29 protein-coding genes are annotated in these 21,765 nt (G+C 46.4%); 20 read left to right on the forward strand and 9 right to left on the reverse strand.

All coding sequences use genetic code 11. The annotated features are described in order from the left end of the window. The 9 genes from PEL01S_RS34980 to PEL01S_RS31210 form a co-directional block, all read left to right on the forward strand. Nucleotides 1–183 (forward strand): hypothetical protein (locus PEL01S_RS34980; protein ID WP_218032562.1); only part of this gene is annotated, 183 nt, incomplete at its 5' end. Between the two features lie 374 nt (nucleotides 184–557). Continuing rightward, a complete protein-coding gene (locus PEL01S_RS31175) occupies nucleotides 558–1,232 on the forward strand; it encodes a Crp/Fnr family transcriptional regulator (RefSeq protein ID WP_063185397.1) in 675 nt (224 codons plus the stop codon). 73 nt (nucleotides 1,233–1,305) lie between these two features. Beyond that, nucleotides 1,306–1,515 carry a YgaP family membrane protein gene (locus PEL01S_RS35775; protein WP_010499741.1) on the forward strand — a complete coding sequence of 70 codons (210 nt, stop codon included), beginning with the start codon at nucleotides 1,306–1,308 and terminating at the stop codon, nucleotides 1,513–1,515. After that, nucleotides 1,512–1,901 (forward strand): carboxymuconolactone decarboxylase family protein, encoded by a 390-nt coding sequence (locus PEL01S_RS31185; protein WP_010499740.1) that lies wholly within the window; start codon nucleotides 1,512–1,514, stop codon nucleotides 1,899–1,901. Before PEL01S_RS35775 ends, PEL01S_RS31185 begins: the two co-directional genes overlap by 4 nt. Then, on the forward strand, nucleotides 1,825–2,118 hold the full coding sequence (locus PEL01S_RS31190) for a TrfB-related DNA-binding protein (RefSeq protein WP_082867142.1): 294 nt from the start codon (nucleotides 1,825–1,827) through the stop codon (nucleotides 2,116–2,118). The genes PEL01S_RS31185 and PEL01S_RS31190 overlap by 77 nt, the downstream gene beginning before the upstream one ends. A gap of 348 nt (nucleotides 2,119–2,466) precedes the next feature. Continuing rightward, on the forward strand, nucleotides 2,467–2,826 hold the full coding sequence (locus PEL01S_RS31195) for a hypothetical protein (protein ID WP_012684030.1): 360 nt from the start codon (nucleotides 2,467–2,469) through the stop codon (nucleotides 2,824–2,826). Between the two features lie 367 nt (nucleotides 2,827–3,193). Beyond that, the gene (gene virB10, locus PEL01S_RS31200; RefSeq protein WP_063185399.1) at nucleotides 3,194–3,793 is read left to right on the forward strand and encodes a type IV secretion system protein VirB10; all 600 of its coding nucleotides are present in this window, start codon (nucleotides 3,194–3,196) and stop codon (nucleotides 3,791–3,793) included. Between the two features lie 1,231 nt (nucleotides 3,794–5,024). Further along, nucleotides 5,025–5,438 (forward strand): nuclear transport factor 2 family protein, encoded by a 414-nt coding sequence (locus PEL01S_RS31205; protein WP_010503788.1) that lies wholly within the window; start codon nucleotides 5,025–5,027, stop codon nucleotides 5,436–5,438. 61 nt (nucleotides 5,439–5,499) lie between these two features. Next, nucleotides 5,500–5,754, forward strand: a complete 255-nt coding sequence (locus PEL01S_RS31210) for an ester cyclase (RefSeq protein ID WP_231884834.1) — start codon at nucleotides 5,500–5,502, stop codon at nucleotides 5,752–5,754. A gap of 81 nt (nucleotides 5,755–5,835) precedes the next feature. On the opposite strand, the gene PEL01S_RS31215 is transcribed toward PEL01S_RS31210, so the two are convergent. Both PEL01S_RS31215 and PEL01S_RS31220 read right to left on the reverse strand, forming a co-directional pair. Next, nucleotides 5,836–7,068 (reverse strand): cytochrome P450 family protein, encoded by a 1,233-nt coding sequence (locus PEL01S_RS31215; RefSeq protein ID WP_127462993.1) that lies wholly within the window; start codon nucleotides 7,066–7,068, stop codon nucleotides 5,836–5,838. Nucleotides 7,069–7,086: 18 nt separating this feature from the next. Then, nucleotides 7,087–7,698: a TetR/AcrR family transcriptional regulator gene (locus tag PEL01S_RS31220; RefSeq protein WP_108533015.1), complete on the reverse strand. Its 612-nt coding sequence runs from the start codon at nucleotides 7,696–7,698 to the stop codon at nucleotides 7,087–7,089. A gap of 208 nt (nucleotides 7,699–7,906) precedes the next feature. Here PEL01S_RS31220 and uraA point away from each other — a divergent pair, with 208 nt between their 5' ends. The 3 genes from uraA (at nucleotide 7,907) to PEL01S_RS31235 (ending at nucleotide 11,028) form a co-directional block, all read left to right on the forward strand. Further along, entirely contained in the window at nucleotides 7,907–9,181 is a 1,275-nt protein-coding gene (uraA, locus tag PEL01S_RS31225; protein ID WP_127462994.1) for a uracil permease, read from the forward strand. A gap of 181 nt (nucleotides 9,182–9,362) precedes the next feature. Continuing rightward, a complete protein-coding gene (locus PEL01S_RS35460; protein WP_063185408.1) occupies nucleotides 9,363–9,842 on the forward strand; it encodes a hypothetical protein in 480 nt (159 codons plus the stop codon). A gap of 85 nt (nucleotides 9,843–9,927) precedes the next feature. Then, complete coding sequence (locus PEL01S_RS31235) at nucleotides 9,928–11,028, forward strand: hypothetical protein (protein ID WP_127462995.1); 1,101 nt, start codon at nucleotides 9,928–9,930, stop codon at nucleotides 11,026–11,028. A 39-nt stretch (nucleotides 11,029–11,067) separates the two neighbouring features. Here the strand turns inward: PEL01S_RS31235 and PEL01S_RS35465 are convergent, their stop codons facing one another. The 3 genes from PEL01S_RS35465 to PEL01S_RS31245 are packed head-to-tail and all read right to left on the reverse strand — an operon-like array spanning nucleotide 11,068 to nucleotide 13,050. Beyond that, entirely contained in the window at nucleotides 11,068–11,475 is a 408-nt protein-coding gene (locus PEL01S_RS35465; protein ID WP_239551488.1) for a hypothetical protein, read from the reverse strand. Continuing rightward, complete coding sequence (locus PEL01S_RS31240) at nucleotides 11,468–12,475, reverse strand: serine hydrolase domain-containing protein (RefSeq protein WP_239551489.1); 1,008 nt, start codon at nucleotides 12,473–12,475, stop codon at nucleotides 11,468–11,470. The genes PEL01S_RS35465 and PEL01S_RS31240 overlap by 8 nt, the downstream gene beginning before the upstream one ends. Beyond that, on the reverse strand, nucleotides 12,472–13,050 hold the full coding sequence (locus PEL01S_RS31245) for a TetR/AcrR family transcriptional regulator (RefSeq protein ID WP_127462996.1): 579 nt from the start codon (nucleotides 13,048–13,050) through the stop codon (nucleotides 12,472–12,474). The genes PEL01S_RS31240 and PEL01S_RS31245 overlap by 4 nt, the downstream gene beginning before the upstream one ends. An 884-nt stretch (nucleotides 13,051–13,934) precedes the next feature. On the opposite strand from PEL01S_RS31245, the gene PEL01S_RS31250 reads away from it, so the two are divergent. Further along, nucleotides 13,935–14,387, forward strand: a complete 453-nt coding sequence (locus tag PEL01S_RS31250; protein WP_163768374.1) for a nuclear transport factor 2 family protein — start codon at nucleotides 13,935–13,937, stop codon at nucleotides 14,385–14,387. A 374-nt stretch (nucleotides 14,388–14,761) separates the two neighbouring features. On the opposite strand, the gene PEL01S_RS31255 is transcribed toward PEL01S_RS31250, so the two are convergent. The 3 genes from PEL01S_RS31255 to PEL01S_RS31265 form a co-directional block, all read right to left on the reverse strand. Continuing rightward, complete coding sequence (locus PEL01S_RS31255) at nucleotides 14,762–15,244, reverse strand: AbrB/MazE/SpoVT family DNA-binding domain-containing protein (RefSeq protein ID WP_127462998.1); 483 nt, start codon at nucleotides 15,242–15,244, stop codon at nucleotides 14,762–14,764. A 387-nt stretch (nucleotides 15,245–15,631) separates the two neighbouring features. Then, nucleotides 15,632–15,763 (reverse strand): hypothetical protein, encoded by a 132-nt coding sequence (locus PEL01S_RS35470; protein ID WP_255320181.1) that lies wholly within the window; start codon nucleotides 15,761–15,763, stop codon nucleotides 15,632–15,634. 21 nt (nucleotides 15,764–15,784) lie between these two features. After that, a complete protein-coding gene (locus tag PEL01S_RS31265) occupies nucleotides 15,785–17,059 on the reverse strand; it encodes a helix-turn-helix domain-containing protein (RefSeq protein ID WP_127462999.1) in 1,275 nt (424 codons plus the stop codon). A 314-nt stretch (nucleotides 17,060–17,373) separates the two neighbouring features. Here PEL01S_RS31265 and PEL01S_RS31270 point away from each other — a divergent pair, with 314 nt between their 5' ends. From PEL01S_RS31270 to PEL01S_RS31300, 7 genes are all read left to right on the forward strand, one after another. Continuing rightward, a complete protein-coding gene (locus PEL01S_RS31270) occupies nucleotides 17,374–18,132 on the forward strand; it encodes a hypothetical protein (RefSeq protein WP_127463000.1) in 759 nt (252 codons plus the stop codon). A gap of 23 nt (nucleotides 18,133–18,155) precedes the next feature. Further along, nucleotides 18,156–18,866: a hypothetical protein gene (locus PEL01S_RS31275; RefSeq protein ID WP_127463001.1), complete on the forward strand. Its 711-nt coding sequence runs from the start codon at nucleotides 18,156–18,158 to the stop codon at nucleotides 18,864–18,866. A gap of 90 nt (nucleotides 18,867–18,956) precedes the next feature. Further along, on the forward strand, nucleotides 18,957–19,196 hold the full coding sequence (locus tag PEL01S_RS31280; RefSeq protein WP_127463002.1) for a hypothetical protein: 240 nt from the start codon (nucleotides 18,957–18,959) through the stop codon (nucleotides 19,194–19,196). Between the two features lie 96 nt (nucleotides 19,197–19,292). Continuing rightward, complete coding sequence (locus PEL01S_RS31285) at nucleotides 19,293–19,547, forward strand: hypothetical protein (protein WP_127463003.1); 255 nt, start codon at nucleotides 19,293–19,295, stop codon at nucleotides 19,545–19,547. A 68-nt stretch (nucleotides 19,548–19,615) separates the two neighbouring features. After that, entirely contained in the window at nucleotides 19,616–20,194 is a 579-nt protein-coding gene (locus PEL01S_RS31290) for an SMI1/KNR4 family protein (RefSeq protein ID WP_127463004.1), read from the forward strand. Between the two features lie 126 nt (nucleotides 20,195–20,320). Then, nucleotides 20,321–20,578, forward strand: a complete 258-nt coding sequence (locus PEL01S_RS31295; protein ID WP_127463005.1) for a hypothetical protein — start codon at nucleotides 20,321–20,323, stop codon at nucleotides 20,576–20,578. 232 nt (nucleotides 20,579–20,810) lie between these two features. After that, nucleotides 20,811–21,050 (forward strand): hypothetical protein, encoded by a 240-nt coding sequence (locus PEL01S_RS31300; RefSeq protein WP_063185423.1) that lies wholly within the window; start codon nucleotides 20,811–20,813, stop codon nucleotides 21,048–21,050. A gap of 200 nt (nucleotides 21,051–21,250) precedes the next feature. On the opposite strand, the gene PEL01S_RS31305 is transcribed toward PEL01S_RS31300, so the two are convergent. After that, on the reverse strand, nucleotides 21,251–21,652 hold the full coding sequence (locus PEL01S_RS31305) for a hypothetical protein (RefSeq protein ID WP_127463006.1): 402 nt from the start codon (nucleotides 21,650–21,652) through the stop codon (nucleotides 21,251–21,253). Nucleotides 21,653–21,765: the final 113 nt, after the last annotated feature.

Below are 21,765 nucleotides of genomic sequence, written 5' to 3' on the forward strand. Positions count from 1 at the left end.
GGAAGATATCAGGCACGATTGAACCAAATCATTCTCCAAGAAAAGGCCATCCTTTGCAAGATGGCCTTTTGGTCAAAACTTGCCGTTACAGACAGCGCGGCGAACCGTATCACAAGTGACGCAAAATTCCTGGTAGGAGGGCTTAAAACGGTATTGTACCGTATTTATACTTTTGATCAATAAAGGGGGATTGATTTTAGCTTATCAAGTTGAGGGAGTTTACAGAAGTTCCGTATTTCCATGCAACTTTTGGTTTCGGCTGAGAAACTTTAACGGAGGGGAGATCATATCACGTTATTGGAGGTATATCGCGCAACGGTTGAGGATCATCACGAGGTTTTTATCATCCATGAGGATCCAAACCCTTATGGAAAATGAATTATCGGGCATTTCGATGGGGCTTCTTGTCAAGGGTGGAATAATTGAAGCGTAAGCCAGAACTGAACGACCCTTTTGACAGCGTACGCCCAGCATCGGCATAATCTTTAGGGTAGAGTTCTGAACGAGGGTAGCGGTCACCTACTGTTAGTCACCTTGAAAATACGGAGGTATCTGTTATGCATCCTACCATTAAAAATAAAGCATCCATAATGTTCCCCTGCTTGGCCTCTATTCCTGACTCGTATTGGATGCAGTGCGAAATTAGAACCGTCTCGCCAAGCACGTCCCCTTCCATCCGCGAGGGTCATATGTTTCAGCATGCAGTTTTTGTTCTGTGCGGCACGGTTCGCATCTTTAAGGTTAATGAACAGGGCAGAGAAATTACCCTTTATCGCGTGCAGGATGGCCAAAACTGTGTCCTCATGATGGCTAGTATTTTAGGGGATACCCCTTATGAAGCATCAGTGGAGGTCGAGGTGGAAACGGAACTTTTACTCGTACCGATCCCACTTTTCAAGAAGTGGATTGAAATCTGCCAACCGCTGAAGCAATTTATTTTTGGCCAAATGGTTGAGCGAATTACGTCCGTCATGACCCTGCTCGACAATGTTGCATTCCGGCCGATAACGTATCGAATTGCTCAGTTCCTGCTAGGATGCACAGACGAGAATCACGCGACACTCCGCATTACGCACGAACAAGTTGCGATTGAGCTCGGTACCGCCAGGGAAGTCGTCAGCCGCGCTCTGAAAGTGTTAACGGATAACCGTCTAATTTCCCAGGGTAGAGGATACATAGAAGTCTTGGACCGGGACCGGCTGTTCCAAGTTCTTCAGGACGAGGTCTTGTGACTTAGTCACGGAACACGCTGCAGGATGCTGCTAAGATGGGTTCAAATCCAAACTTCTATTGAGGTGATATGAGATGAGAAATCTTGGTGGTTTAGATCGATCCTTGCGGGTCTTGCTCGGTATCGGTATGCTTGTTGTTTTCTTTCAAGTTGATTCCAACTGGCGGTATGTCGGTTTGCTGGGCGTGTTCCCCTTACTGACAGCTGCTTTAGGGACTTGCATTATCTACAGGTGGCTGGGCATCAGCACTTACCGCGGCAGCAAGGGGGCGCAGCACAAATGAACTACTATGATAGCAATAACTTGAAAAAGATTCCTGACCTTATTCGTCTTGCGCCGGAAGCTACCCAATCGTACTTAAACTTCGAGCATCAAGTGTATGAGGAGCTTAAGGCAATACCCTTACGGACGAAAGAACTTATTGCGTTGGCCGTCGCCCATATAACGGGCTGCCCTTACTGCATTGACACGCACGTCAAAAAGTTTCAGTCCCTTGGCGGAACACGTGAGGAGATATTCGAAGCGGTTCTTGTCGCAACTTGCACACGTGCGGGTGCCGTTCTGAGTCATGCGACCCATTCCTTGGTTGCCTATGAAGAAGGCATGTCTCAAGAGCAGCAAACGTCAACAGAGGTGCAGCCGAAGCACACACCGAAGTGCTTCTGTTAAGCTGAAGCGCCTGAAAGAACGAAATATTCAGGCGATTTACGAACACCTGGTCGACGGTCGACAACAAACTGAACTTGCCGACGAACTAGGCATCACGAAGAAGGCGGTAAGCCAGATGGTCAGCAAGGTATGGGCGCTGCACATCGAGCACGGCGAACGGCCGGACGGTTGGACAAGTATTAGCGTCACTCTGGGCGCTGCGCACACTACGCCTTAGAACGCCTAACAAAACCCCTAGTTGCTCTGCAGGCAACAGCCGAGTACACTGAGCCGTGCCGACCGTCCGCAATCGGCCAGAAGCGGCCCTTCGCCCGACCGAATTTTTGCCAGCTGACAGGGACTGGAGTGATATGAAGACTGCGTTTGTAATATTTTTACTTTCGGTCCAGTCGAGCGACTCCAGCAACACTGAGGCCTCTGCTACACCGATATCATTCGACACCGCTCAGTTCTATTACGGTTGCGCCGACAGATGCGATTGGACATAATAATAGAAAGCTTGCCTTTTGCTTTTCTAATTGATGGAGCAAGAAAGGAGCACTCAGTGCGATACGTGGTTTCTGCAATGCTGGTGGTAGCCGGAGTCATTCATCTATTGCCATTGTCTGGGGTTCTTGGAAGTGAGCGCCTTGCTTCCCTATATGGCTTGCCCTTCAACGAGCCAAATCTTGCAATCCTTATGCGTCATCGCGCGGTTCTTTTCGGGCTTATTGGGAGCTTCTTGCTGTTTTCTGCCTTCCAACCCGCACTTCAATCAATTGCCATTGTTGGAGGGATCATTAGCGTTGTTTCGTTCCTCTATCTTGCCTGGGCAGTAGGAAGCTACAACCCACAAATTGGTCGGGTCTTCCTCGTAGATGTTATAGTCCTGATTTGCCTTGTTGTCGGCGCAATCGCTCATGTTTATATGCTGCGTAAAAGCTGACTGCAGCGTGTGAAATGGTGAGGAATAACTCTCAGCTCAACACTTCGACACTGCGTTTCAACATAGGCGGTTGACAGCAATCCGTTTGGGTATCGAACGTCTGCTTCGGGTCGACAGCGGACGTACACAGCCGTGCTTTGGCTGACGGTGCGCCGCCGGCGCCGCCTCCACCTGGTGCGCAGCAACCACGGCCGCTTACGCCTGCAGAGAAAGTCTTTAATCGGCGCCTTGAAGCTCCGGCGATGGTGCGGCTGGTGGAGCCGCCGGCGGGCCTGGCGCCGCGGCCGGCGGCGCGTCAGCTGCTCGATCGGGTGATGGACTGTCTGAACGGCTGCAGGGATCTTATCTGCCCGGTGCGCGGGCTGCGTTGCTTACCGATCGAAATTACCTGATCGCGCAAGCTGCGCACGTCGAATGCACGATGCCGGAAGCAATCGACACGACGTTGCCGGGCATGGTGTCGTGCCTGCAGGCGCAAGACGCGTACAGCGACAACGGCGCCGTCGTCCTATTGGAAAAAGGTACGGTGTACACAGGTGAAATGCAGCGTGCTCTGGTGAACGGCCAAAGCCGTGCGTTCTTGCTGTGGACCCGCGCCAAGACGCCAAACGGTGTCGTCATCAACCTGGCATCGCCGGCTGCTGACGAGCTGGGCCGATCGGGGATTAGCGGCCAGGTCGACACGCATTTTTGGGAGCGATTCGGTAGTGCAATCATGCTCAGCTTGATCGATGACGTTGGTTCGGCACTCGCCGCAAGTCAGACCAAGGGAAGTGGTTCGGGCAACAACACCGTCCTTGCCTTCCCGAACACGATCCAAGGCACGCAATCGGTCATGGGCGACGTGCTCAAGCTCACGGCCGATATCCCGCCGACTTTGCGGAAACACCAGGGCGCTACGGTCAACATCTACGTCGCCCGCGATCTCGATTTCCGGGGTGTGTACGGACTCAAGGAGAAACTTTGATGAATGCTCGTTCTGAGGCGGTGGAATTGAAAACATCGCCTTCCACGATCGATTTACAACTTGTTGTGTTGTGTTGTTGGATAAAGGTATTACTATAAATGGCGTTCCTATACCATTTACAAGCAAAAGGAAGGCAATAATCATCGAAGACAATGAACAAAAATTAAGGGAATTGTTTCTTGAAGAGTTCCCCAAATATGACCATTATGAGATAGACTTTCATAAGCCGAGGTATAAGGTGTACCCCGAATGGTTTTCTCTAAATCAGTCCCAACTGATTTGAACCAACCCACAACAACATTAGGCATTAACAGAAACATGCAGATTACAAAAAAGATAAGAGCCGGCCGCGTAGCTGATGCAGGCCGCCTATGGCACGACCAGGCTGCCGCCGGCAATCTTCAGCGCGGATCCGGTTGCGTGACCACCTGACGTCGGCCCGGACGGATCCTGCAGCCAAGAGCCTGCATCGTGATCTGCTTCGTCCACGATCGCCGCTGGTCGGTGCATCCTGGACGGCGGTCTGTCGGATCTGAAGCAACTGGCGCGATGTTTCGTACTTGCGGGAAGAGCCGGCCGCGTGGCCAGCGCTAACCTTCAGCGCGGATCCAGATATGTGGCCACCCGCCGTCTCGCCGTCGGCCTAGACGGATCTGCAGCCACCGCGGCGCGAACTGCTTACTCCACCATCGCCGCTAGTCCTGAACGGCCATCGTTGGATCTGGGCAGCTGCGCGACGGTTCGTTCTGCGAGAATGCCGGCCGCGTAGCCGGCGCGGCACGGCCCCGCCGGATGCGTGGCACCTTCCGTCTCCTCGGCGTCGGCCGGACGGAACCGCAGCCAGGCGCCCGCGGCGTGAGCTACTTCCCCCACGATCGACGCTGGTCCTAAACGGCCGTCGTTGGATCTGGGCAGCTGCTCGATGCTTCGTTCTGCGAGAAGTGTTGGCTGCTTAGCCGACTCGGCATGGCCGAGCTGCCGCGGTTGTCTTCAGCGTGGATCCGGTTGCGTGACCACCTGCCGTCTCGCCGTCGGCCCGGACGGAACTGCAGCCAGGTGTCTGATGAAAATAAAGTTATAGACTGAGAAAATAAAGTGTTAGACCGTGAAAATATAGTTCTAGACTTGCAGCGGCGGCTTTAAGCCAACGGGAGGGAGGATGGGAGATAAATATGTTATTATTGGATTGTGCAAAGCTTATTCCGCCTATTCGAAGGGAGATTAGTAGAAAATGCAAAGTGCCCAACAAGTGCTAACAAGTTATTTTCAAGCATTAGGAAGCAAACAGATTGATAAAGTGATCGAATTGGTTCATGATGAAGCGAAATTTATTATTCTTAAAAAAGAGCCCTCTAATAAAATTCCTTTATACGGCACATTTCATGGAAAAGAAGGTGTTAGAAATTATTTAAACTTATTAGAAGAAGCAGAACAAATAGAGAGGTTTGTCCTTCACAAACTCATCGGTAATCAGGAAGCAGCGTGTGCATGGGGGAATTTCCGCATCAAGGTCAATGTAACCGGGAAAGTGTTCGAGAGTGATTGGGCAATTATTTGCGAAGTAGAACAGGAGAAGATAAGGTTTTTTCAAATCTTCGAAGATACCGCTGCACTAGAAGAAGCTTTTGATTTAAGAGACTGTTGATATGTTAGTGCACCTACACATCACTATGCTGGGGTTTTAGTGGTTAGTTTGCGACTAAAGGATGGAACTCGAATATCTGGAGGCTTTTCCCGATAAGCGCTACACCGTGGAAGAGATGATCGCCCAAGGGGAGAAGGTCCTTGTCCGAATGACCGTGAAAGGCACGCATACCGGGACGTTCTTCGGAACCGCCCCAACGGGCAACTCCATTGATGTTACGCTGTACCGCCAGTATCGCGTCGTCGACGGCAAAATTGCCGAGCACCGCGGTTGGATCGACATGGTGACCATGTGGCGCCAGCTTCAAGCCAGCTAAATAGGGACTACACGTTAAGGGGCGCCTATAGCGGCGCCCCTGGTTCATTGTCGCAGTAATCCCCCTACAAACTGCTCTTGCCTAGAACAGCACCGGCAGGTTCGTAAGAGAGCGCAATGTGCTGCGGTTATACGTCAATTGCTCCGGTTCGACGGCCAAGCGCAGATGAGGCAGCCGCCGCAGCAGCGTGCCGAAAGCGATCTGGCCTTCCAGACGCGCCAGCGGTGCGCCCAAGCAGAGATGAATGCCCTTGCCGAAGGCAAGATGCTCGTTCTCTTCACGCGTAATATCCAACGCCTCGGAATGGGAGAACTTATGCGGGTCCACATTGGCGCCCGCCAGCGAGACCAGAACCATCTCCCCTTTGCGGATATCCTTGCCATGCAAGGTGACGTCCTCCCTCGCAAAGCGGCTGGCAATCATGACGGGGCCCGCATAGCGCAGCAGTTCCTCGACCGCGGAGGGGAGCAGGGAAGGATCGCTGCGGAGCAAGCGCATTTGTTCAGGATGCTGCAGCAAGGCCACGATGCCGTTGCCGATCAGATTGACCGTCGTTTCATGCCCGGCGACAATGAGCAGCCAAATGGTCGATAGAAGCTCGTTCTCGCTTAGCTGATCTTCTTCATCGTGAGCTTGGACCAGACCGCTTGTTATGTCATTGCCGGGATGTGCGCGCTTTTCCGCCAGCAATGTTTTGATATACTCAACAAACTTATCCAGAACTTCACTGACGGTATCCTCTTGTTTCGGGTCCAGGGAAGCATTCAAGAGCTTACGGGTCCACTCGCGGAATTGGTCCCGATCGGCAGCAGGAATTCCCAGCATCTCGGAAATGACGGTGATGGGAAGCGGATAGGCAAAATCCGTAATCAGGTCCATCCTTCCCCGCTCCTGCACGGCATCGAGCAGCTCGTCGGCAATCTGCTGAATCCGGGGACGCAGGCCCTCGATTGTATGAGGCGTGAAGGCTTTGGACGCCAGCCTGCGCAAGCGGGTATGGTCCGGCGGATCGACCGTCAGCATATTCGGCATCTGTTTGATCCATTCCCTGAACTTGCTCAAGTATGCGTACTTCTGGCCGGGCTCCCCTTGATCCTGCGGCGGTGCGAGCTTCCGGATATCTTTGATGAACCGAGGGTCCTTCAGAATCGCAGCGACATCCTCGTGCCGGAAAGCGAGCCATGCTCCTCCCATCCCGAAAAAGTCATCAAGGCGGTAGAGAGGCTCTTGCTGCCCGGCAAGCCGCTTATAGAATGCCATGAAATCATGCATCGTTTCCGGTGAGGCAAAATCACTGCCAGTGATTTTTTCCATATCACTTACCCCTTTCCTTTACTCTGCAATTCCATATCGGATCATGCCAAAAAATCGGTTCATCTCATCGAACAGGCGGTCGGCCGCCTCGTCATCCATCACACCGATATCCGAGAACGCCGAAGAAAACTTATTTTCGAAATGCTTCGTTGTCATCGTAATCAGCTCGAACGCCTGCTTCCGGTCCACCCCTTCCCGAAGGGGAACCGCTTCAAATAACTTCTCTAACGCTTGATTTCTCTCTGCAATCGCTTGACCATACTTTTCCTCAATATCTTGTTTTAATTCATTCGGCGGCGAATAAAAAGCCTCATACACCAGCTTCAATTCATCGGGATGCTTGCGGAAGTAATCGAGCTTGATGCGGCTAAGTCTGTCTATCGCTTCAAAAAAATCGTCATACTCCGCAACCGCGTCAAATCGCATCGCCGTCCTGACCTTCTCAAAGCAATGCTCCAGCAGGCTGAGATACAGCTTCTTTTTGCTAGTGAAATGATGAAAGATCAAAGCCTTGGAAATACCGGCGGCCTCCGCCAGCATCTCTGTCGAAGTGCTCTTGTATCCATGGCGCGCAAAAACAGATAAACAGGCCTCGAGGATTTTTTCCCGTTCATACAGCTGTAAAGGCAATGCTTCACTTCCTTTTCATGTTGCTGACCAATTGGTTAGTAACATTGTATTATATGCTGACCATATGGTCAATATGTCTGATTGCCCAGCTTTTCTAATATGTCCCTCCTCTACGCCGCGATCGTGCAAATTCGGCTTTTCATGCCTCTTTGCATGCACTATAATACGGTAGATAACAATAATTCAAACGATCAAAAGGGGAACTTCAATGTCGCGAATCATCCAAGTCCATGAGAGACCGCCCTTCTGGAAGAGCTTGCCGCTGGGGCTGCAGCACTTGTTTGCCATGTTCGGGTCCACGGTTCTTGTGCCCATCCTGTTCAAGGTCGACCCAGCCACGATCCTGTTGATGAACGGCATCGGGACCTTGCTGTACCTCTTCATTACCAAGGGGAAAATTCCCGCTTATCTCGGCTCCAGCTTCGCCTTTCTCTCGCCCGTTTTCGTCGTTCTGGGGCAAAAAGGGTACAACGCCGCGATCGGCGGCTTCCTGGTAGTTGGCGTCATCTTCATCATCGTCGCCCTGCTGATCCGTTATGTGGGAACGGCCTGGATCGACGTCGTATTCCCTCCGGCTTCCATGGGGGCGATCGTCGCGGTGATCGGGCTCGAGCTCATTCCGACGGCCTCCAAGATGGCCGGCTTCATCGCTCCGGACGGAGCGCCCGCCGGTTGGTCCCCGGATGCCACGACCGTCACGGTCTCCGTGGTCACGATGCTGGTCGGCACGCTCGGGTCGGTACTGTTCCGCGGAATTTTCAAAATCATTCCGATCCTGATCGCCATCGTCGTCGGCTATGTGCTGTCCAGTGTGCTCGGACTTGTGCATGTCCAAGAGGCGGTCAGCGCAGCGGGCTGGCTGACGCTGCCTACCTTCTATACGCCGGCTTGGGATTGGACAAGCATCGCCATTATCGCTCCTGCCGCGCTGGTGGTCATCGCCGAGCATATCGGCCACCTGATTGTGACCGGCAATATTGTCGGCAAAGATCTGTCCAAGGACCCGGGACTCAGCCGGTCATTGCTTGGCAACGGCGTCTCCACCGTGATCTCCGCGGCGGTAGGCTCCACCCCCAATACGACGTATGGGGAAAATATCGGCGTCATGGCGATCAGCCGCGTCTATTCCGTCTGGATCGTCGGTCTGGCGGCGATCATGGCGATCATCCTTTCCTTCGTCGGCAAGCTGTCGGCGCTTATCCAAACGATTCCCGTCGCGGTAATGGGTGGCGTTTCGCTGCTGCTGTTCGGCGTCATTGCCGCATCCGGCATCCGCATGCTGGTCGAGACGAAGGTAGACTATTCGAAGCCTGCAAACCTGATTCTGACTACGGTTGTGCTGGTCGTCGGTCTAAGCGGGGCGGCGTTCAAGTGGGGGCATCTTGAGCTGAAAGGTATGGCCCTTGCTACGGTCGTGGCGATTTTGCTCAGCTTGGTATTCAAATTGTTCGATGTGCTGAAGTGGTCGAACGACACGGATTAAGAAACGCGCAAAGGGCGCTGCCCGAGAGGTCTGCTTAGACCTTCGGACAGCGCCCTTTTGATTTTCGGTGCGACGTTTCCTATTATAAACAAATCCTCCCCGGGGATAGAGAGTTCCGGACAAAGGCACAATACGGTTGTGTTCTTTGAACAACACTTATTCCTTAGGAGGACTAATGACAATGACTACCAAAAAAGAAGCCGTAACTCAAGAACAAATCGCGGATAAGGTGAAGGCTGAAGTGGCTAGCGAGTTGACTCCGTTGGAAAACCAGCTTAACCAGATCCAAAAGATTTTAACCCAAGTTCAGAACCCTTCTTCCCAAAGCTCCGCTTCGACGAGCTCCAATCAAAATCAGCAGCAGATTGGTCAGCTTGTCAACCAAATGAACCAATTCAACCAACAAGTGCAAAGCCAGCAAAAGCAAGCCATTCAACAGCTTCAACAATCCATTCAGCAAGCTAACCAGACGTTGAACCAAGCGAACCAAACTGTTCAATCGTTCCAAATGCTGAGCCAGATGCAACAGCTGATCCAACAATCTCAGCAGCAAGCGAATCAAATGAACCAGCAGAATCAACAGAGCCAACAAAATCAACAGAATCAAATGAATCAACAAAGCTTCAGCCAAAGCAGCTTCAATATGAACCAAACTCACTAATCATTCCTTCTGCACTTATGCGGGTTGCGTTGCGACGTAACCCTTTTTTTTAGAGAACGTCGACATACGAAGGGAAATGATGTGGATGTTAATTACAGTTTTTGTCTTTATCATGATTGCTGTTGTCTTAGGAATTGCTTTCTTGAGAGGCTTCGCCAAGCAATTAGCCGATCACGAGGACCGTTCGCATGAGAACCACCCTCATCACTTGAAGGAAGCGGCGAGTATAGAAGCGGCTCAGGAGCTTTATCCATTCGAAGAAACAAAAAGTATTGCTCGTAGTAAGACTGAGCCGGATAAAAAAAGAAGCTACCTTCAAGTTGTGCCTGACATACGGGAAGATAAGGCAAAAAGCAGCGTGCAGGCAGTAACGCCTAAGGTCGGTGCCAAAGCTAAAACCACCGTGAAGCCTGTTACGCCTAAAGTCGATGTCAAAGCTAAAACTAACGTGCAAACTGTTACGCCTAAGGTCGGTACCAAAGCTAAAACTACCGTGCAGCCTGTTACGCCTAAGGTCGACGCCAAAGCTAAAACCACCATGAAGCCTGTTACGCACAAGGCCGATGTTAAAGCTAAAACTACCGTGAAGCCTGTTACGCCTAAGGTCGACGCCAAAGCTAAAAGCACGGTGCAACCTGCTATGCCTAAGGTCGACGCCAAAGCTAAAACTAACGTGCAGACTGCTACGCCTAAAGTCGATGCCAAAGCTACAAGCACAGTGCAGCCTGTTATGGCTAAAGTCGATGCCAAAGCTAAAACTACCGTGCAGCCTGTTATGCCTAAAGTCGATGCCAAAGCTAAAACTACGGTGCAACCTGTTACGCATAAAACCGATACCAAAGCTACAAGCACAGTGCAGCCTTTTTCTTATATTCAGGTTCCTAGCAATATTCCACCTTCGTTTATTGCTAATGAATGGCCGAATCAGCCAGTTTTAAGTCAAAGCATAGAAGATTCCGCAGCCGTGATTCCCTTGTCTTTGGAAAAACAATTGGATAATATTGAAGTCACAGAGAGCAGGCTTCAAATTAACGTATATAATACCCTTGTCCAACAGTTAGAGGAAGCTTCAGCAGTATTAGCGCAAATCGATGAACAGATTAAATTCATCGATTTAACGAATTTCATTGATGATGAATTTACTAAATTAAGTACGATCACGGAACGTCAAGAGAACAGGGCATAAACACCTAGCATGCGGGCCCGCACCAGGTGTTTCATACTCTTAACTTACGTTTCGTTTCGCTGCAACGAAGATAATGGTTAACAGACCGTGAACGGCCAATACCGCAATGAGACATTGCACGAGAAATGCGATGTCCGGAAGGAAAAGGCTCACCGTTCTCCACGAGATACCCATACTATAGGTGAATAATGGAATAAGTGCGGCAGCAATGATCAGTGAGAGCGCACCCGTACATACCCACAACGGTTTATTTATCACCGTTTTGCGCCGCAGGCGGATGAAACCGAGTACGGATACCGCAGCAAACAAGATGACAACCCCGAGCGTCACCCACTGCGTGTTGGCGTTCATTTCCGCCAATTGTGGCTTCTCACCCTTCATGATGGACCGGATTCCCTCCATGATGCTTAAATACGCGACAGCTTCCAACTCGTGGTATTTATTCATCAATAAAACAGCGCCCAGATCGTGCTCGGGCATAATGAACAGCTGCGAGCGGCGTTGCCCCCGTATGATAAGGATACTTCTCCCCCGATCTGGGGAAGTGCCAGCCCAGACCATAGCGTCTGTTAGATTCCGGCGGCGTTCGCAATTGCTTCAGACCTTGTTCCGAAATCAATTCCCCGCCGTACAGCATGAATTTGATGAATTTGGTCAGATCGGCTGAGCTTGAGGACATATACCCGTAAGGTGCTCCCGATCGGTCATACAGCCCGTCGCCTTTCACCGGCTTGCCGAACCAGGAACGATAACCAGGCACGAATCCTTTGCTAACCGCGCTTTCGTAATCAGCAGAAGTATGGTTCATGCCAAGAGGCGAAAAAATACGGGTATCCATAATTGCAGAGAACGACTGGCCCGATACCGCCTCAACAATAGCCCCCAAGAGCAAATAGTTGCCCGAATTATACTCATAGGCCTCGCCCGGAGCGTGACTTAACTTGACCCCGCTCAGCTCCGCAGCCGCTTGCGCAATCCCCTTCTCCCGATCGCGGTCTTGCCGGTCCATCACCTTCATACCGTCATAAGCGCCGATCCCGCTCGTTTGCTCCAATAGATGGCGCACCGTTATCGATTTGCCGCTGTCTGTTTGATACGTGAACCAAGGGAGATACGTCTCGATCGGTTCATCCAGCTTGAGCTTGCCCTCCTCAGCCAACATCATCATGGCAAGAGCCGTCAGCGGCTTGCTGACCGAGCCGATCAGAAAAGTCGTGTCCGCCGTGACGGCCGACCCGTCGCTCATGGTCCCCCAGCTCTCTTGATAGACGGTCTGCCCGTGATGCACGACCGCCAGCGAAGCCCCCGGAATATGATATTTTGCCAGCGCTTCGTTCATCAATGCGTCGATTTGTCGGGCCGTATCACGATCGCGCTCTTCGGCGGCTAGAGAAAGAGAAGGAGCCGCGAGCAGGAAGAGGAGTAGACCGATGACTATTCTCTTCATCTGCTCTCCCCTTCAGCCTTGCTTACATAAAGCCCAAGAAGCTCGATCAACAATCGATACGATCGGTCAAGATCAAACTCGTTGTCGACGATTTTCTGAAGCGCCAGCCCGTCGAAGCAGGCCAGTAGGATACTTGCAAGCGCCGAGGCGTTAGCGGAATCGCCCACCAAGTGCTGCAGCGGCGCGGAAAGGCTTTCTCTCCCGCTCTTGAGAATCGACGCGACTTCCCGTTCTAGATGACTGCTCTCACTTTTCAGCCCCAGCGAATACAGCTCATACCGCCAGCGGTACCAGTCCGGATTGTCCTCTGCTCTGGATTTGATTTCGAGCAGCACGGCTTCGGGAGTTGCGGTATCATCCGGCTGCCCGTCATATTGCTTGTGGTAGCGCTGCTGGACCTCTTCCTGTACGGAAAGCAGCAGCTCCTCTTTATTTTTAAAATAATAATGAACCAGCCCCGACGTCATTCCGGCCTCGCTTGCAATATCTTTGATCGATGCGTTGAGATACCCTTTTTTGACGAATACTTTATAAGCCGCGTCGATTAATCGTTGTCTTTTCTCCTGTGTGCTCATCCGATCCCGCCCTTTTTTTGGTTGGTCAACCAACCAAATTATAAGGACGGTGCGGCGTAATGTCAATCGTTGGACGTTTACATGATGGCTTAACGGACTTCCATTGCTTTTTTTATAAAATATTTTATGGGCCTATATATAGTATATTATCAGTTCACGAATGACGCGTGAAGAGAGCAGAAACATACAAAATACTGCTCAAACAAGAACTCGATCGTTGCCAAGGACTCGTCTAAAAGGCCCTAAGAGACAATTTTGGAGCCCTCCCACAAAACGAACAGTGATGCTACTTGATACTCCTATCGAACAACATTTTTTTCTAAGCACTCACGAACTAACTGGCTTCACGCAGATGGCGTAGAATGGCCGGAATCTCACTTATCGATAAATTTAAAAAGGCTTCCCGGAACGCGCCCAAACGCCGTGAAGAATCAAATCGCTAATGTTGGAAGGCCGCTTGCACCGATCGGAGTAGGCAACCAACTCCGGACGCTGCCGCTTCTTGTCTGACTTCAAATGCAGATAACTCCGGGGCCGTCCTAGAGCTGATGCGGGGCATAGAAAAAACGCATCTAGCAAATCAAGATGCGTTTTCTGTTTCGTTGTGAGTTATTGAAGTTTGACTTTATCTATCAATTTCCCTTCCCAATCGAGGAGTATTTCCAGTCTGTTTTTCCCCTTTTCAAAAACGTAATTGCTGCATTGGGCCCACTCGTAACAATCTACTTTTTCAACTTTGTGTAGTATTGATGGATATCCAAAGAACCATTGCTATTTAAACTTCTGCATCAATGCCGTGAGGAATGTAATAGCAACATATCGATAGTTCCTATGATCTATAATTAAGACGGCGAGGAGTCAAAATGAATGGAGGATTTTATGAAATGAATAATTCATTAAGCGACAACAGCACAAAGGCAATGGAAATATTAAATCGAATGTTTGCAGCCGAAATGGAGTTTATGCGTTCGGATGGAAACGACTTCAGCGGTATTAAATCTGCCTTTCACCCCGATATCGTGGTTCATGAACCTGTATCACTTCCTTATCCTGGTGATTGGTGTGGTTATGAAGAGCTCGGAAGACTCTTTAATACTATGCATAATACATGGAGTTCCATGAACGTCGAGAACATGCTAGCTACTCTAGATAGTGATACCCTTTTTATGGGGGGGACTTTAGTGGCTAAGGCAAGACAAACTGAAAAAGAAGTTCGTTTACCTTTCGCTCAAATCTTAAAAATTAAGGACCAATTAGTTATAGAAGCATTTCCTTATTATTTCGACACTGCTTTGATTAACGCAGCACTTGGTCATCATTCAGTAAATGTTAAATAAGACAAAGCTTTAACGGGTAACGTTAGTTGAACAACAATGCATGCTGCCACACAATTAGTGGCAGCATGCATTGTTAAATTCAGCAATTATAGGAGCACTCTACATGTCCTTATGTATGCTTAAACTAGAACATTTATTTGTAAAATTGGAAATCATATAGACCTAAACGGCATGCTAGCAGTTGTTACTTTTGATCTTAAGAACTACACTACATTTTAGACTATTATAGACTTTATTGAGGCCATCCAAAGCACAGGGTAGGATCCCCCCGCGGGTCCAAATCCACCAGCAGCACCTTTGCGAAAAAATCTCATATTTTTCGAGAAAATAATAGGAGCCCCAGACCGACATCCAGGACTCCTGTTATATGGTGTTTAGCACCCGACACCCGACCCATCTATAGGTTGGTTCCTAATCAATTGACTAACCCATGATTGTGAAACTCCTAAGATTTCGGCTAATTTCCTCTGCGAAGCTTCCGGATTTTCCTTCATCGCTTTATGCAGTCGATCCAATAGTTCTTTTCTTCTTTTGGTAATTTTTTTTACCTTTTTCTTCTCGTTGGCACGTTCACGTTCTACCCGTGCTAAGAACACTTGAAGCGCCGGAAGGCTTTGAATACAGGGCATACAAATATAAAATTTTTTGAAGTAAATGGTTTGTTCTTTACCTGAGCAAAACAAACATTCATTGCAGTGATATCTATAAACCATAATCGCCTTTCTCTTGTCATCGCAAAAATACTCTGTCTTCACGTCGGGATTAAGATTCAACATACGCCTAAGCTCCGTAGGAATTACGATTCTACCTAAATTGTCCACCACTCTAACAATGCCAGTTCTTCGATCCTCTTGCATAAACACACCTCAAACCATAACGATTTCTAGCTCGCACACCGCATTTTTCGAATTTGAGCAATTAACACGTATGTATCTAATTGTTGACTCAATCGAACCATCGATTCACTCGTCAAGCTTTCGCCTTGTTGCACTGCCCTGTCCATTTTCTGTAGGATGACTTTCATTTCGTGATGTAATATTTCGTCGCTGCAATCTGCTACCAGAATATTCACCGCTCCTCCTCCTAAAAATATTTTTTATAATATAAGTCTAAATCATCTTTCTTATTTTCCATTTAATACAATAAATGAGAAACATTTTGCTCTTAAAAAGAAAAAAACAGGCAAATATGCCTGTTCATTTGTTCATCTATATTATCGAATCAGCAAATACAACATAAAGAAATTAATGTCCCGGACTTACATCACTATACATCATAATTTGAGTTTGCTTTTCTATGGGGTAAGTTGAGGTATTGTAAAAGCTACCACTCAAAGATAAAAATAGAACAATGGAAAAAAGAATTGCTTTCTTCATAATCCTTTCCCTCCTTGACGCTTATTCATTTACATTATATGCCATAATATAAATTATATCCATAAGCTCTTTATTAAGGATTATTGAATTTTTGGTTAAACAATAAAAAAACTCACGCATACAAGTATCCTTTTCTTCAAAAGCATTAATCTTATCCAAATATTGTAGACTACTGGCGAAACTCTTCACTCCCTCATCAATTGCACCAATAGTTAACTGATAGTGTCCTTTGTGTCGATAATACTTCCCTTTCGCTCTGTAAATATTAGGGTCATCAGGACACGTTTTCATAATTTCATTCTCTCTTTCTAAAAGTTTCGAACACGCATCCAAATTATCTATCTTTAAATAAATCTCCAAAAGCTCGTCGACGATATGTAAACGATTCTGCTGACTACATTCTTCAAGGTGATATTCAAGTTGAGGGATTGCAATATCATATTCCCCTTTTCTTGCTTTGGTTATTGCCCGTGTAATATTAGTCGCCTCGTAAACAAAGTCATACTCGTATTTTTCAAAAACGTCTAATAACTCTTCAACTTTATCGTAGTTTTTCAAAGCCGAATAAGAATTTATCATGGACAGATGCGCTCTTGCCTTTAATTCTGATTCATTTTTTTCAAGCACCATCCCCTTCCCACAAAACTCAATGCACTCCCTGTATTTTTTCGTATTATGAGCGTGCAATCCCATTCTAAAAAAATATGTTACCTTTTCTTCATCAGATAAAAAATCAATATAATGTATAATTTCTAAGCCATTTTGAAACGTTTGTTCAAGACGTTTCAGGTCTAACCTTTCGATCAAATACTTCTGTAGCAAGCCTTTTGCAATATAGTTCATAACGCCATGCTTTCTCGAATATTTCACAATGACGTTATACAGTTCTAATCTTAAGCTAGACTCACTAACCTCTTGCGTAAAGTAATAAAGTCGTTGTAAAGAGTCTTCCGTTTCGTTGCTAGGGTTTTCAAGCAAACGCAACGCGACTTTTGAAGCTAGCGATGGCTTCTCGCTCGACAATACATCTTGCAGAACTTCATATAAAACTTCCGTTCGATTTTCTATTGTGATGTAGCATTCTATCAGTTCTTGGTAAGCTTCGGGCAAAGCACTCGTGATCGCTTTTACTGTTTTAAATTCAGGACGCTTGGTCGATCCTTTTTCGAGTTTTTGAAGTACAGGTTTACCCACACCCGTTAACTCCTCAAGTTCTGCATATGTCAAGTTTTTCTCTTTTCTAAGTTGGAAGATGATATCGGAGATGGTTTTATTGTGATTTAAAATATCCATCATAACACATAACCTTCCTTTTTATTCTATTATTTTACAATGGTTAATTATAGCGAAGTCAGTTTCATCTGACAATGAACTGTTTATTTCGATAATCGCCTAATTCTTACTTGAAATACAGCGATTCGATAAATTTTTACAAAGTAGAAGCGATTGTTTGGTAATCACTGTAATTACTTTGCTTATATCAAGTAATCAAGGGGAGAAAAAATAGACACCTATTCCTATCCCATATTTTGTAGCATTGTGATAAATTATGTTTGAACAAACCAGTCGGCCGACCATTGTTCAAAATCACTCAATTTGGAGGGATTAGCTTGATCGTAAATCTTAAGAGAAGTGTTTTTTCAGTCTCACTGGCATTAGCTCTATGCTTGTCGGGAAACTCTGTGTTTGCTGAAGGACCAAAGGAGGTAGACGAAAATTGTTTGCAAAAAGTCGAGCAAACTACAGGCAAACCAATTTTAACCAATATTGGCGTGCAGGATGATGCTTCATCCAAAATTTACTCCTCGGCCTCAAATGCCAATATTGAAGAACAAAAGGCGAAAGAAGCAGGCGTTATCCCTAAACACGCGAAATTGGTGCAATCATGGAATGCGATTACTCCCCCCTCCAATAGTCAGAAAATTAGCAACAACAATCGTTTAGATGATAGGTTTTCACCTCTTCTTTGCCGAGGTCTGTACGTTACAAATGTAAGGAAAGCATCAGGAGAATGGTGGCCAGTTACCCCTGTACAAAGCGATTCAGCATGGGGGCCGGGAACTCTGAGTATGTCGGTGACAAAGAGTATTTCATCAACTTATAGTGTAACTAGATCAATTCCGATTGAAAAAATTAGTGTTGCAGTCGGCTTCTCTGTTGGAACGACGTTATCAGTAACCGATGGGACTTCAAAACCAGTACCTAGTGGTAGACTATACCAAGTATCCGCATATCCCCTATACAGAACAACTTATTTTGATATCTGGAATAATCCATGCTTCGGTAGCGATACCTACGAAGGGAATGGCTGGGCGGACGAACCTGTTGGTTTTCATTTTTCTGTTTATGATATTACGCCTGAATCTTAATTTTTTATAGGAGGAATAATAGGATGAAAAAAATTCTAACGCTGGCCCTATCGCTAGTATTAACCTTGTCGATTTCGGCAACAAGTTTTGCTGAAGCAAGCGTACAGAATAACAACTACATGGTGCATTCAAGCAAAAATGATAAAAGTACCGTTGAAAAATTATTGAAGGAAGCAGGTAAGATTCCAAAACATGCAAAACTTGTTGATCAATTTGATGTAATTGATCAACAAGCGTCAGTAAACAACTTGCAGAATTCAGTGAATAACTTACAGAATAATCTGAATAATCCTGATTGCGTGAATTTGGAGCGCTATTGCACCGAACACTATTTAAAAAATGTCAGAGAGGGCTCGGGACAATGGTATAGTTATGATATTAGTCTTCCAATCACAGGAATTGCTCAGGGATGGGGGCCACAGACACTAAACGCTTCGGCAAGTGGTGGAGTAAGTGCAACGTACTCAACAACAGTTACTATTCCTACAGGCACAATTAGCACCGGGGTAGGTTATAGTGTTACCGATTCCTATAGCGTTAGTTCCTCTTATACAAGAGATGTTCCCCAAGGAAGGCTTTACCAAATCCAGGCTTTTCCAATGTTTACATCAACTTATTTTGACATATGGTATCACTCGTGCGTTACCGGAGATTCCCAAGTAGGTACTGGATGGGCAAATAAACCCACTGGGGTACATTTTGCTGTTTTTGATATTACCCCTCCATCAAATTAAGAAAATTGTTATTTCCCCACCTTTATGTGTGGGGATTTTTTAATCATTAGTAATATTATGGTATTATTATGTGGAAAGGAAGTGATGAATATGAGCAGGAGAGCGGCTGGGGTTATTTTTTTAGCTATTTCTGCTTTTCTTACAGGAGTCAAATACTTAACTGCATCGATTTATTCAACATCAGTGCCTGCCAGTGCTTATGGCGCAGATTCTTTCAAACAGTGGTTAGATTATGTGGGGGGGAATTTAACCACTTACAGTATCATCGCTTTAATCGCCGGAATTATTTATCTGATTCTTGCTGAGATTTATGATTTCGACAAAAAATGAGCTTATTCGTTGAGTAATGCTCGCATTTTTTAAAGTGGTCGAAACCAACTACGAAGAAGGTTTCAAAAGGATCAATCAATAAAGGAGGGATGCAACATGTTTGTACCAACAGCGCTAATCATCGGATTTCTTTTATTGTCTGCATTGGTTATCGTACTTGGTGTAAAGCTTGTGCTACGAAGTAGTCCAAAGAAAGCTGACTGGGTATTGACAGGCACAACATTCCTTTTCATTATTGCGGCTGCAACTTCTTCTTTTTATGGGAAACTCAATACAGGAATTCCAATTTTCCTACTCTCAATTGCGTTAATTGTGATTGGAACAAGAACTTATAAACAAAAATCGAAGTAATCTGTTGAGGGTTTCTCAACACGCTGGAAATAGCATTATCAATTCTCAAATTGGTGGAATTATTATCGATGAACAAGATTATATATCTGACTTTGAAAAACTTAAAGACACGTTTGGAGAAACAACCAATCCAATGGGTTCAACGAGAATCTGGCTATCTTAAGCCCTGCACTTGTGCTTTATACAAAGCCACTACGCCAGATCAAATCTATAGCTTTGTAAAAGAGACAGGCTCTTTCTTGCCAACAAGTTACATCGATTTCTTGAAAATGCACGATGGCGCGATATTATTTCAAGACCAGTCCGAGTATGCTGATCCTCCTTGGTATATTTTTGGCATGGAGGAACTTATGGAATACTCGGAACAAAATGAACTTCCTCCTAACTTGTATGCCATTGCCAAGTTTAATCAGACCATTATTTTTGTTGATTCGTCTCGGGTCAAAGAGGGAAGGGAAGACTATTTATTCGAAGGCGCAACTTTCGATCATGAATACGAAGCAATGAATCTGAATTTTGAATTATGGTTTGAAAGACTTATTGTTTCCCAAGGTGCATATTTCTGGCATTGGAACAACTATTCACTAAAAAACTATCAGCCGGAAGAGATTTCATTTGATGAGCTAAATGAAATGGAAGAGTGGTGAAGTCTGGAAAGTTTGAAAGGCACCCCCGCCAGCGTAGCTGATGGGGGTATTGATTATTATATTTATGAGATTACAAAAAAATAGCTAGGCTTGCTTTAAAAACTAGAAGTGGGGAGGAGGCACATCATGCCAATTACAACAAATCAAGCCCTTATTCTAGTCTTATCCTTCATAGGGTTTTATGTACTATTGGCTTGGGGAATACTGTATATTATCTCTAAACGATCAAAGCAGCCCAATAAAAGAAGAGCACAGTTTGTTTTTGCTCTCACAGTGGTTCTTTTGATAATTACTTATTTTAATGGCTCGCTTGGACTTTGGTCTGCGGCAATTGCAATACCTATGTTTGCACTCTGTGCTAGGTATATGAGAAAACAGGGTTAGCCGGAGCATCCCTGTTGATTTCAAAAATCAGGATTTTCAGCCTTGAGCGGCAATTTTCATTTCGTGGAACAATGCAAAAAACGGCTCTTGTTCGCATCCTTGCGGCAAGGGCCGTTCTTTGTCGGCTTCAACGTCCTTAAAAAAAACAGCGTGCAGCCTTTTATGCGTGGGATTTTTTTTAATTATTATCAATATTATCGTATTACTGTGTATAAGGAAAGGAAATGATGATATGAGCAGGAGAACGGCCGGGGTTGTTCTTTTAGCTATTTCTGCTTTTCTTACAGGAGTCAAATACTTAACTGCATCCATTTATTCAACATCATCACCTGGCACTGTTTATGGCCCAGATTCTTTCAAACAATGGCTAGATTATGTAGGGGGGAATTTAACCACTTACAGTATAATCACTCTAATCGTCGGAATTATTTATCTGATTCTTGCTGAGATTTATGATTTCGACAAAAAATAAGCTTATTCGTTGAGTAATGCGCGCAATCTTTATGTAGATATGCGCGAAATGTCGTTATCCCCGTCCTCTCGGGTTTCAAGAGGCACCTGACAAGGATCCTGAATGGCTTCATCCACTAAATAACTTGCTTTCCCCCGAAGGGCAATCCATCATACAAAAAATATCCCCCGCCGATACCCTGACGGGGGTTCTGATTGTTACTATTCAACCACGTGGATGTAGATTTTATGTACAAGATGGCGACTACCATAAATACCAGTATATTGATTAATAATTACGGTGCCTCGTTCCTTCCCTACAATTTTCCAGTGTTGATCAAAGGGGGATCCACTTGCGCTTGTGATATCCACTTTTCCTGTACTCGATGAGTCAATACTCCAGGAATGTCCAGGTATCCCATGAGCCAATAACTTTTTGATACTCTCTCCTACTTTTAATGTAATGTATTCTTCAGTCACATCATTCGCTACATTCACTGCAGTCGCTGCATTCGCTACTTTGGCGGACTCCGGAAGAGCGTTAACTTCAGCAGCAGAAACTACCCCAGACATCATTGAAAACGTTAGGACTGAACCAAGAAGGACTTTGCCGATTTTTTTCATACGGTTTTCCCTCCTAAAATTGATTTCTTTCCATTTAAATGTACCAATAATATATAGTAATTTACATAGTTATCCATTACTATTTTTTCTGGTAAAGTTGGTAAAGAACGTCG

Origin of the sequence: Paenibacillus elgii NBRC 100335 (genome assembly GCF_004000865.1) — a bacterium.
Classification (GTDB): domain Bacteria; phylum Bacillota; class Bacilli; order Paenibacillales; family NBRC-103111; genus Paenibacillus_G; species Paenibacillus_G elgii.

What these genes read in the sequence shown, in the direction of transcription:
- PEL01S_RS31175 (WP_063185397.1), top strand. Translation starts at nt 558, where the DNA reads ATGCATCCTACCATTAAAAATAAAGCATCCATAATGTTCCCCTGCTTG.
- PEL01S_RS35775 (WP_010499741.1), top strand. Translation starts at nt 1,306, where the DNA reads ATGAGAAATCTTGGTGGTTTAGATCGATCCTTGCGGGTCTTGCTCGGT.
- PEL01S_RS31185 (WP_010499740.1), top strand. Translation starts at nt 1,512, where the DNA reads ATGAACTACTATGATAGCAATAACTTGAAAAAGATTCCTGACCTTATT.
- PEL01S_RS31190 (WP_082867142.1), top strand. Translation starts at nt 1,825, where the DNA reads ATGAAGAAGGCATGTCTCAAGAGCAGCAAACGTCAACAGAGGTGCAGC.
- PEL01S_RS31195 (WP_012684030.1), top strand. Translation starts at nt 2,467, where the DNA reads ATGCTGGTGGTAGCCGGAGTCATTCATCTATTGCCATTGTCTGGGGTT.
- PEL01S_RS31205 (WP_010503788.1), top strand. Translation starts at nt 5,025, where the DNA reads ATGCAAAGTGCCCAACAAGTGCTAACAAGTTATTTTCAAGCATTAGGA.
- PEL01S_RS31210 (WP_231884834.1), top strand. Translation starts at nt 5,500, where the DNA reads ATGGAACTCGAATATCTGGAGGCTTTTCCCGATAAGCGCTACACCGTG.
- PEL01S_RS31215 (WP_127462993.1), bottom strand. Translation starts at nt 7,068, where the DNA reads ATGGAAAAAATCACTGGCAGTGATTTTGCCTCACCGGAAACGATGCAT.
- uraA (WP_127462994.1), top strand. Translation starts at nt 7,907, where the DNA reads ATGTCGCGAATCATCCAAGTCCATGAGAGACCGCCCTTCTGGAAGAGC.
- PEL01S_RS35460 (WP_063185408.1), top strand. Translation starts at nt 9,363, where the DNA reads ATGACTACCAAAAAAGAAGCCGTAACTCAAGAACAAATCGCGGATAAG.
- PEL01S_RS31235 (WP_127462995.1), top strand. Translation starts at nt 9,928, where the DNA reads ATGTTAATTACAGTTTTTGTCTTTATCATGATTGCTGTTGTCTTAGGA.
- PEL01S_RS35465 (WP_239551488.1), bottom strand. Translation starts at nt 11,475, where the DNA reads ATGAATAAATACCACGAGTTGGAAGCTGTCGCGTATTTAAGCATCATG.
- PEL01S_RS31240 (WP_239551489.1), bottom strand. Translation starts at nt 12,475, where the DNA reads ATGAAGAGAATAGTCATCGGTCTACTCCTCTTCCTGCTCGCGGCTCCT.
- PEL01S_RS31245 (WP_127462996.1), bottom strand. Translation starts at nt 13,050, where the DNA reads ATGAGCACACAGGAGAAAAGACAACGATTAATCGACGCGGCTTATAAA.
- PEL01S_RS31250 (WP_163768374.1), top strand. Translation starts at nt 13,935, where the DNA reads ATGAATAATTCATTAAGCGACAACAGCACAAAGGCAATGGAAATATTA.
- PEL01S_RS31255 (WP_127462998.1), bottom strand. Translation starts at nt 15,244, where the DNA reads ATGCAAGAGGATCGAAGAACTGGCATTGTTAGAGTGGTGGACAATTTA.
- PEL01S_RS35470 (WP_255320181.1), bottom strand. Translation starts at nt 15,763, where the DNA reads ATGAAGAAAGCAATTCTTTTTTCCATTGTTCTATTTTTATCTTTGAGT.
- PEL01S_RS31265 (WP_127462999.1), bottom strand. Translation starts at nt 17,059, where the DNA reads ATGATGGATATTTTAAATCACAATAAAACCATCTCCGATATCATCTTC.
- PEL01S_RS31275 (WP_127463001.1), top strand. Translation starts at nt 18,156, where the DNA reads ATGAAAAAAATTCTAACGCTGGCCCTATCGCTAGTATTAACCTTGTCG.
- PEL01S_RS31280 (WP_127463002.1), top strand. Translation starts at nt 18,957, where the DNA reads ATGAGCAGGAGAGCGGCTGGGGTTATTTTTTTAGCTATTTCTGCTTTT.
- PEL01S_RS31285 (WP_127463003.1), top strand. Translation starts at nt 19,293, where the DNA reads ATGTTTGTACCAACAGCGCTAATCATCGGATTTCTTTTATTGTCTGCA.
- PEL01S_RS31290 (WP_127463004.1), top strand. Translation starts at nt 19,616, where the DNA reads ATGAACAAGATTATATATCTGACTTTGAAAAACTTAAAGACACGTTTG.
- PEL01S_RS31295 (WP_127463005.1), top strand. Translation starts at nt 20,321, where the DNA reads ATGCCAATTACAACAAATCAAGCCCTTATTCTAGTCTTATCCTTCATA.
- PEL01S_RS31300 (WP_063185423.1), top strand. Translation starts at nt 20,811, where the DNA reads ATGAGCAGGAGAACGGCCGGGGTTGTTCTTTTAGCTATTTCTGCTTTT.
- PEL01S_RS31305 (WP_127463006.1), bottom strand. Translation starts at nt 21,652, where the DNA reads ATGAAAAAAATCGGCAAAGTCCTTCTTGGTTCAGTCCTAACGTTTTCA.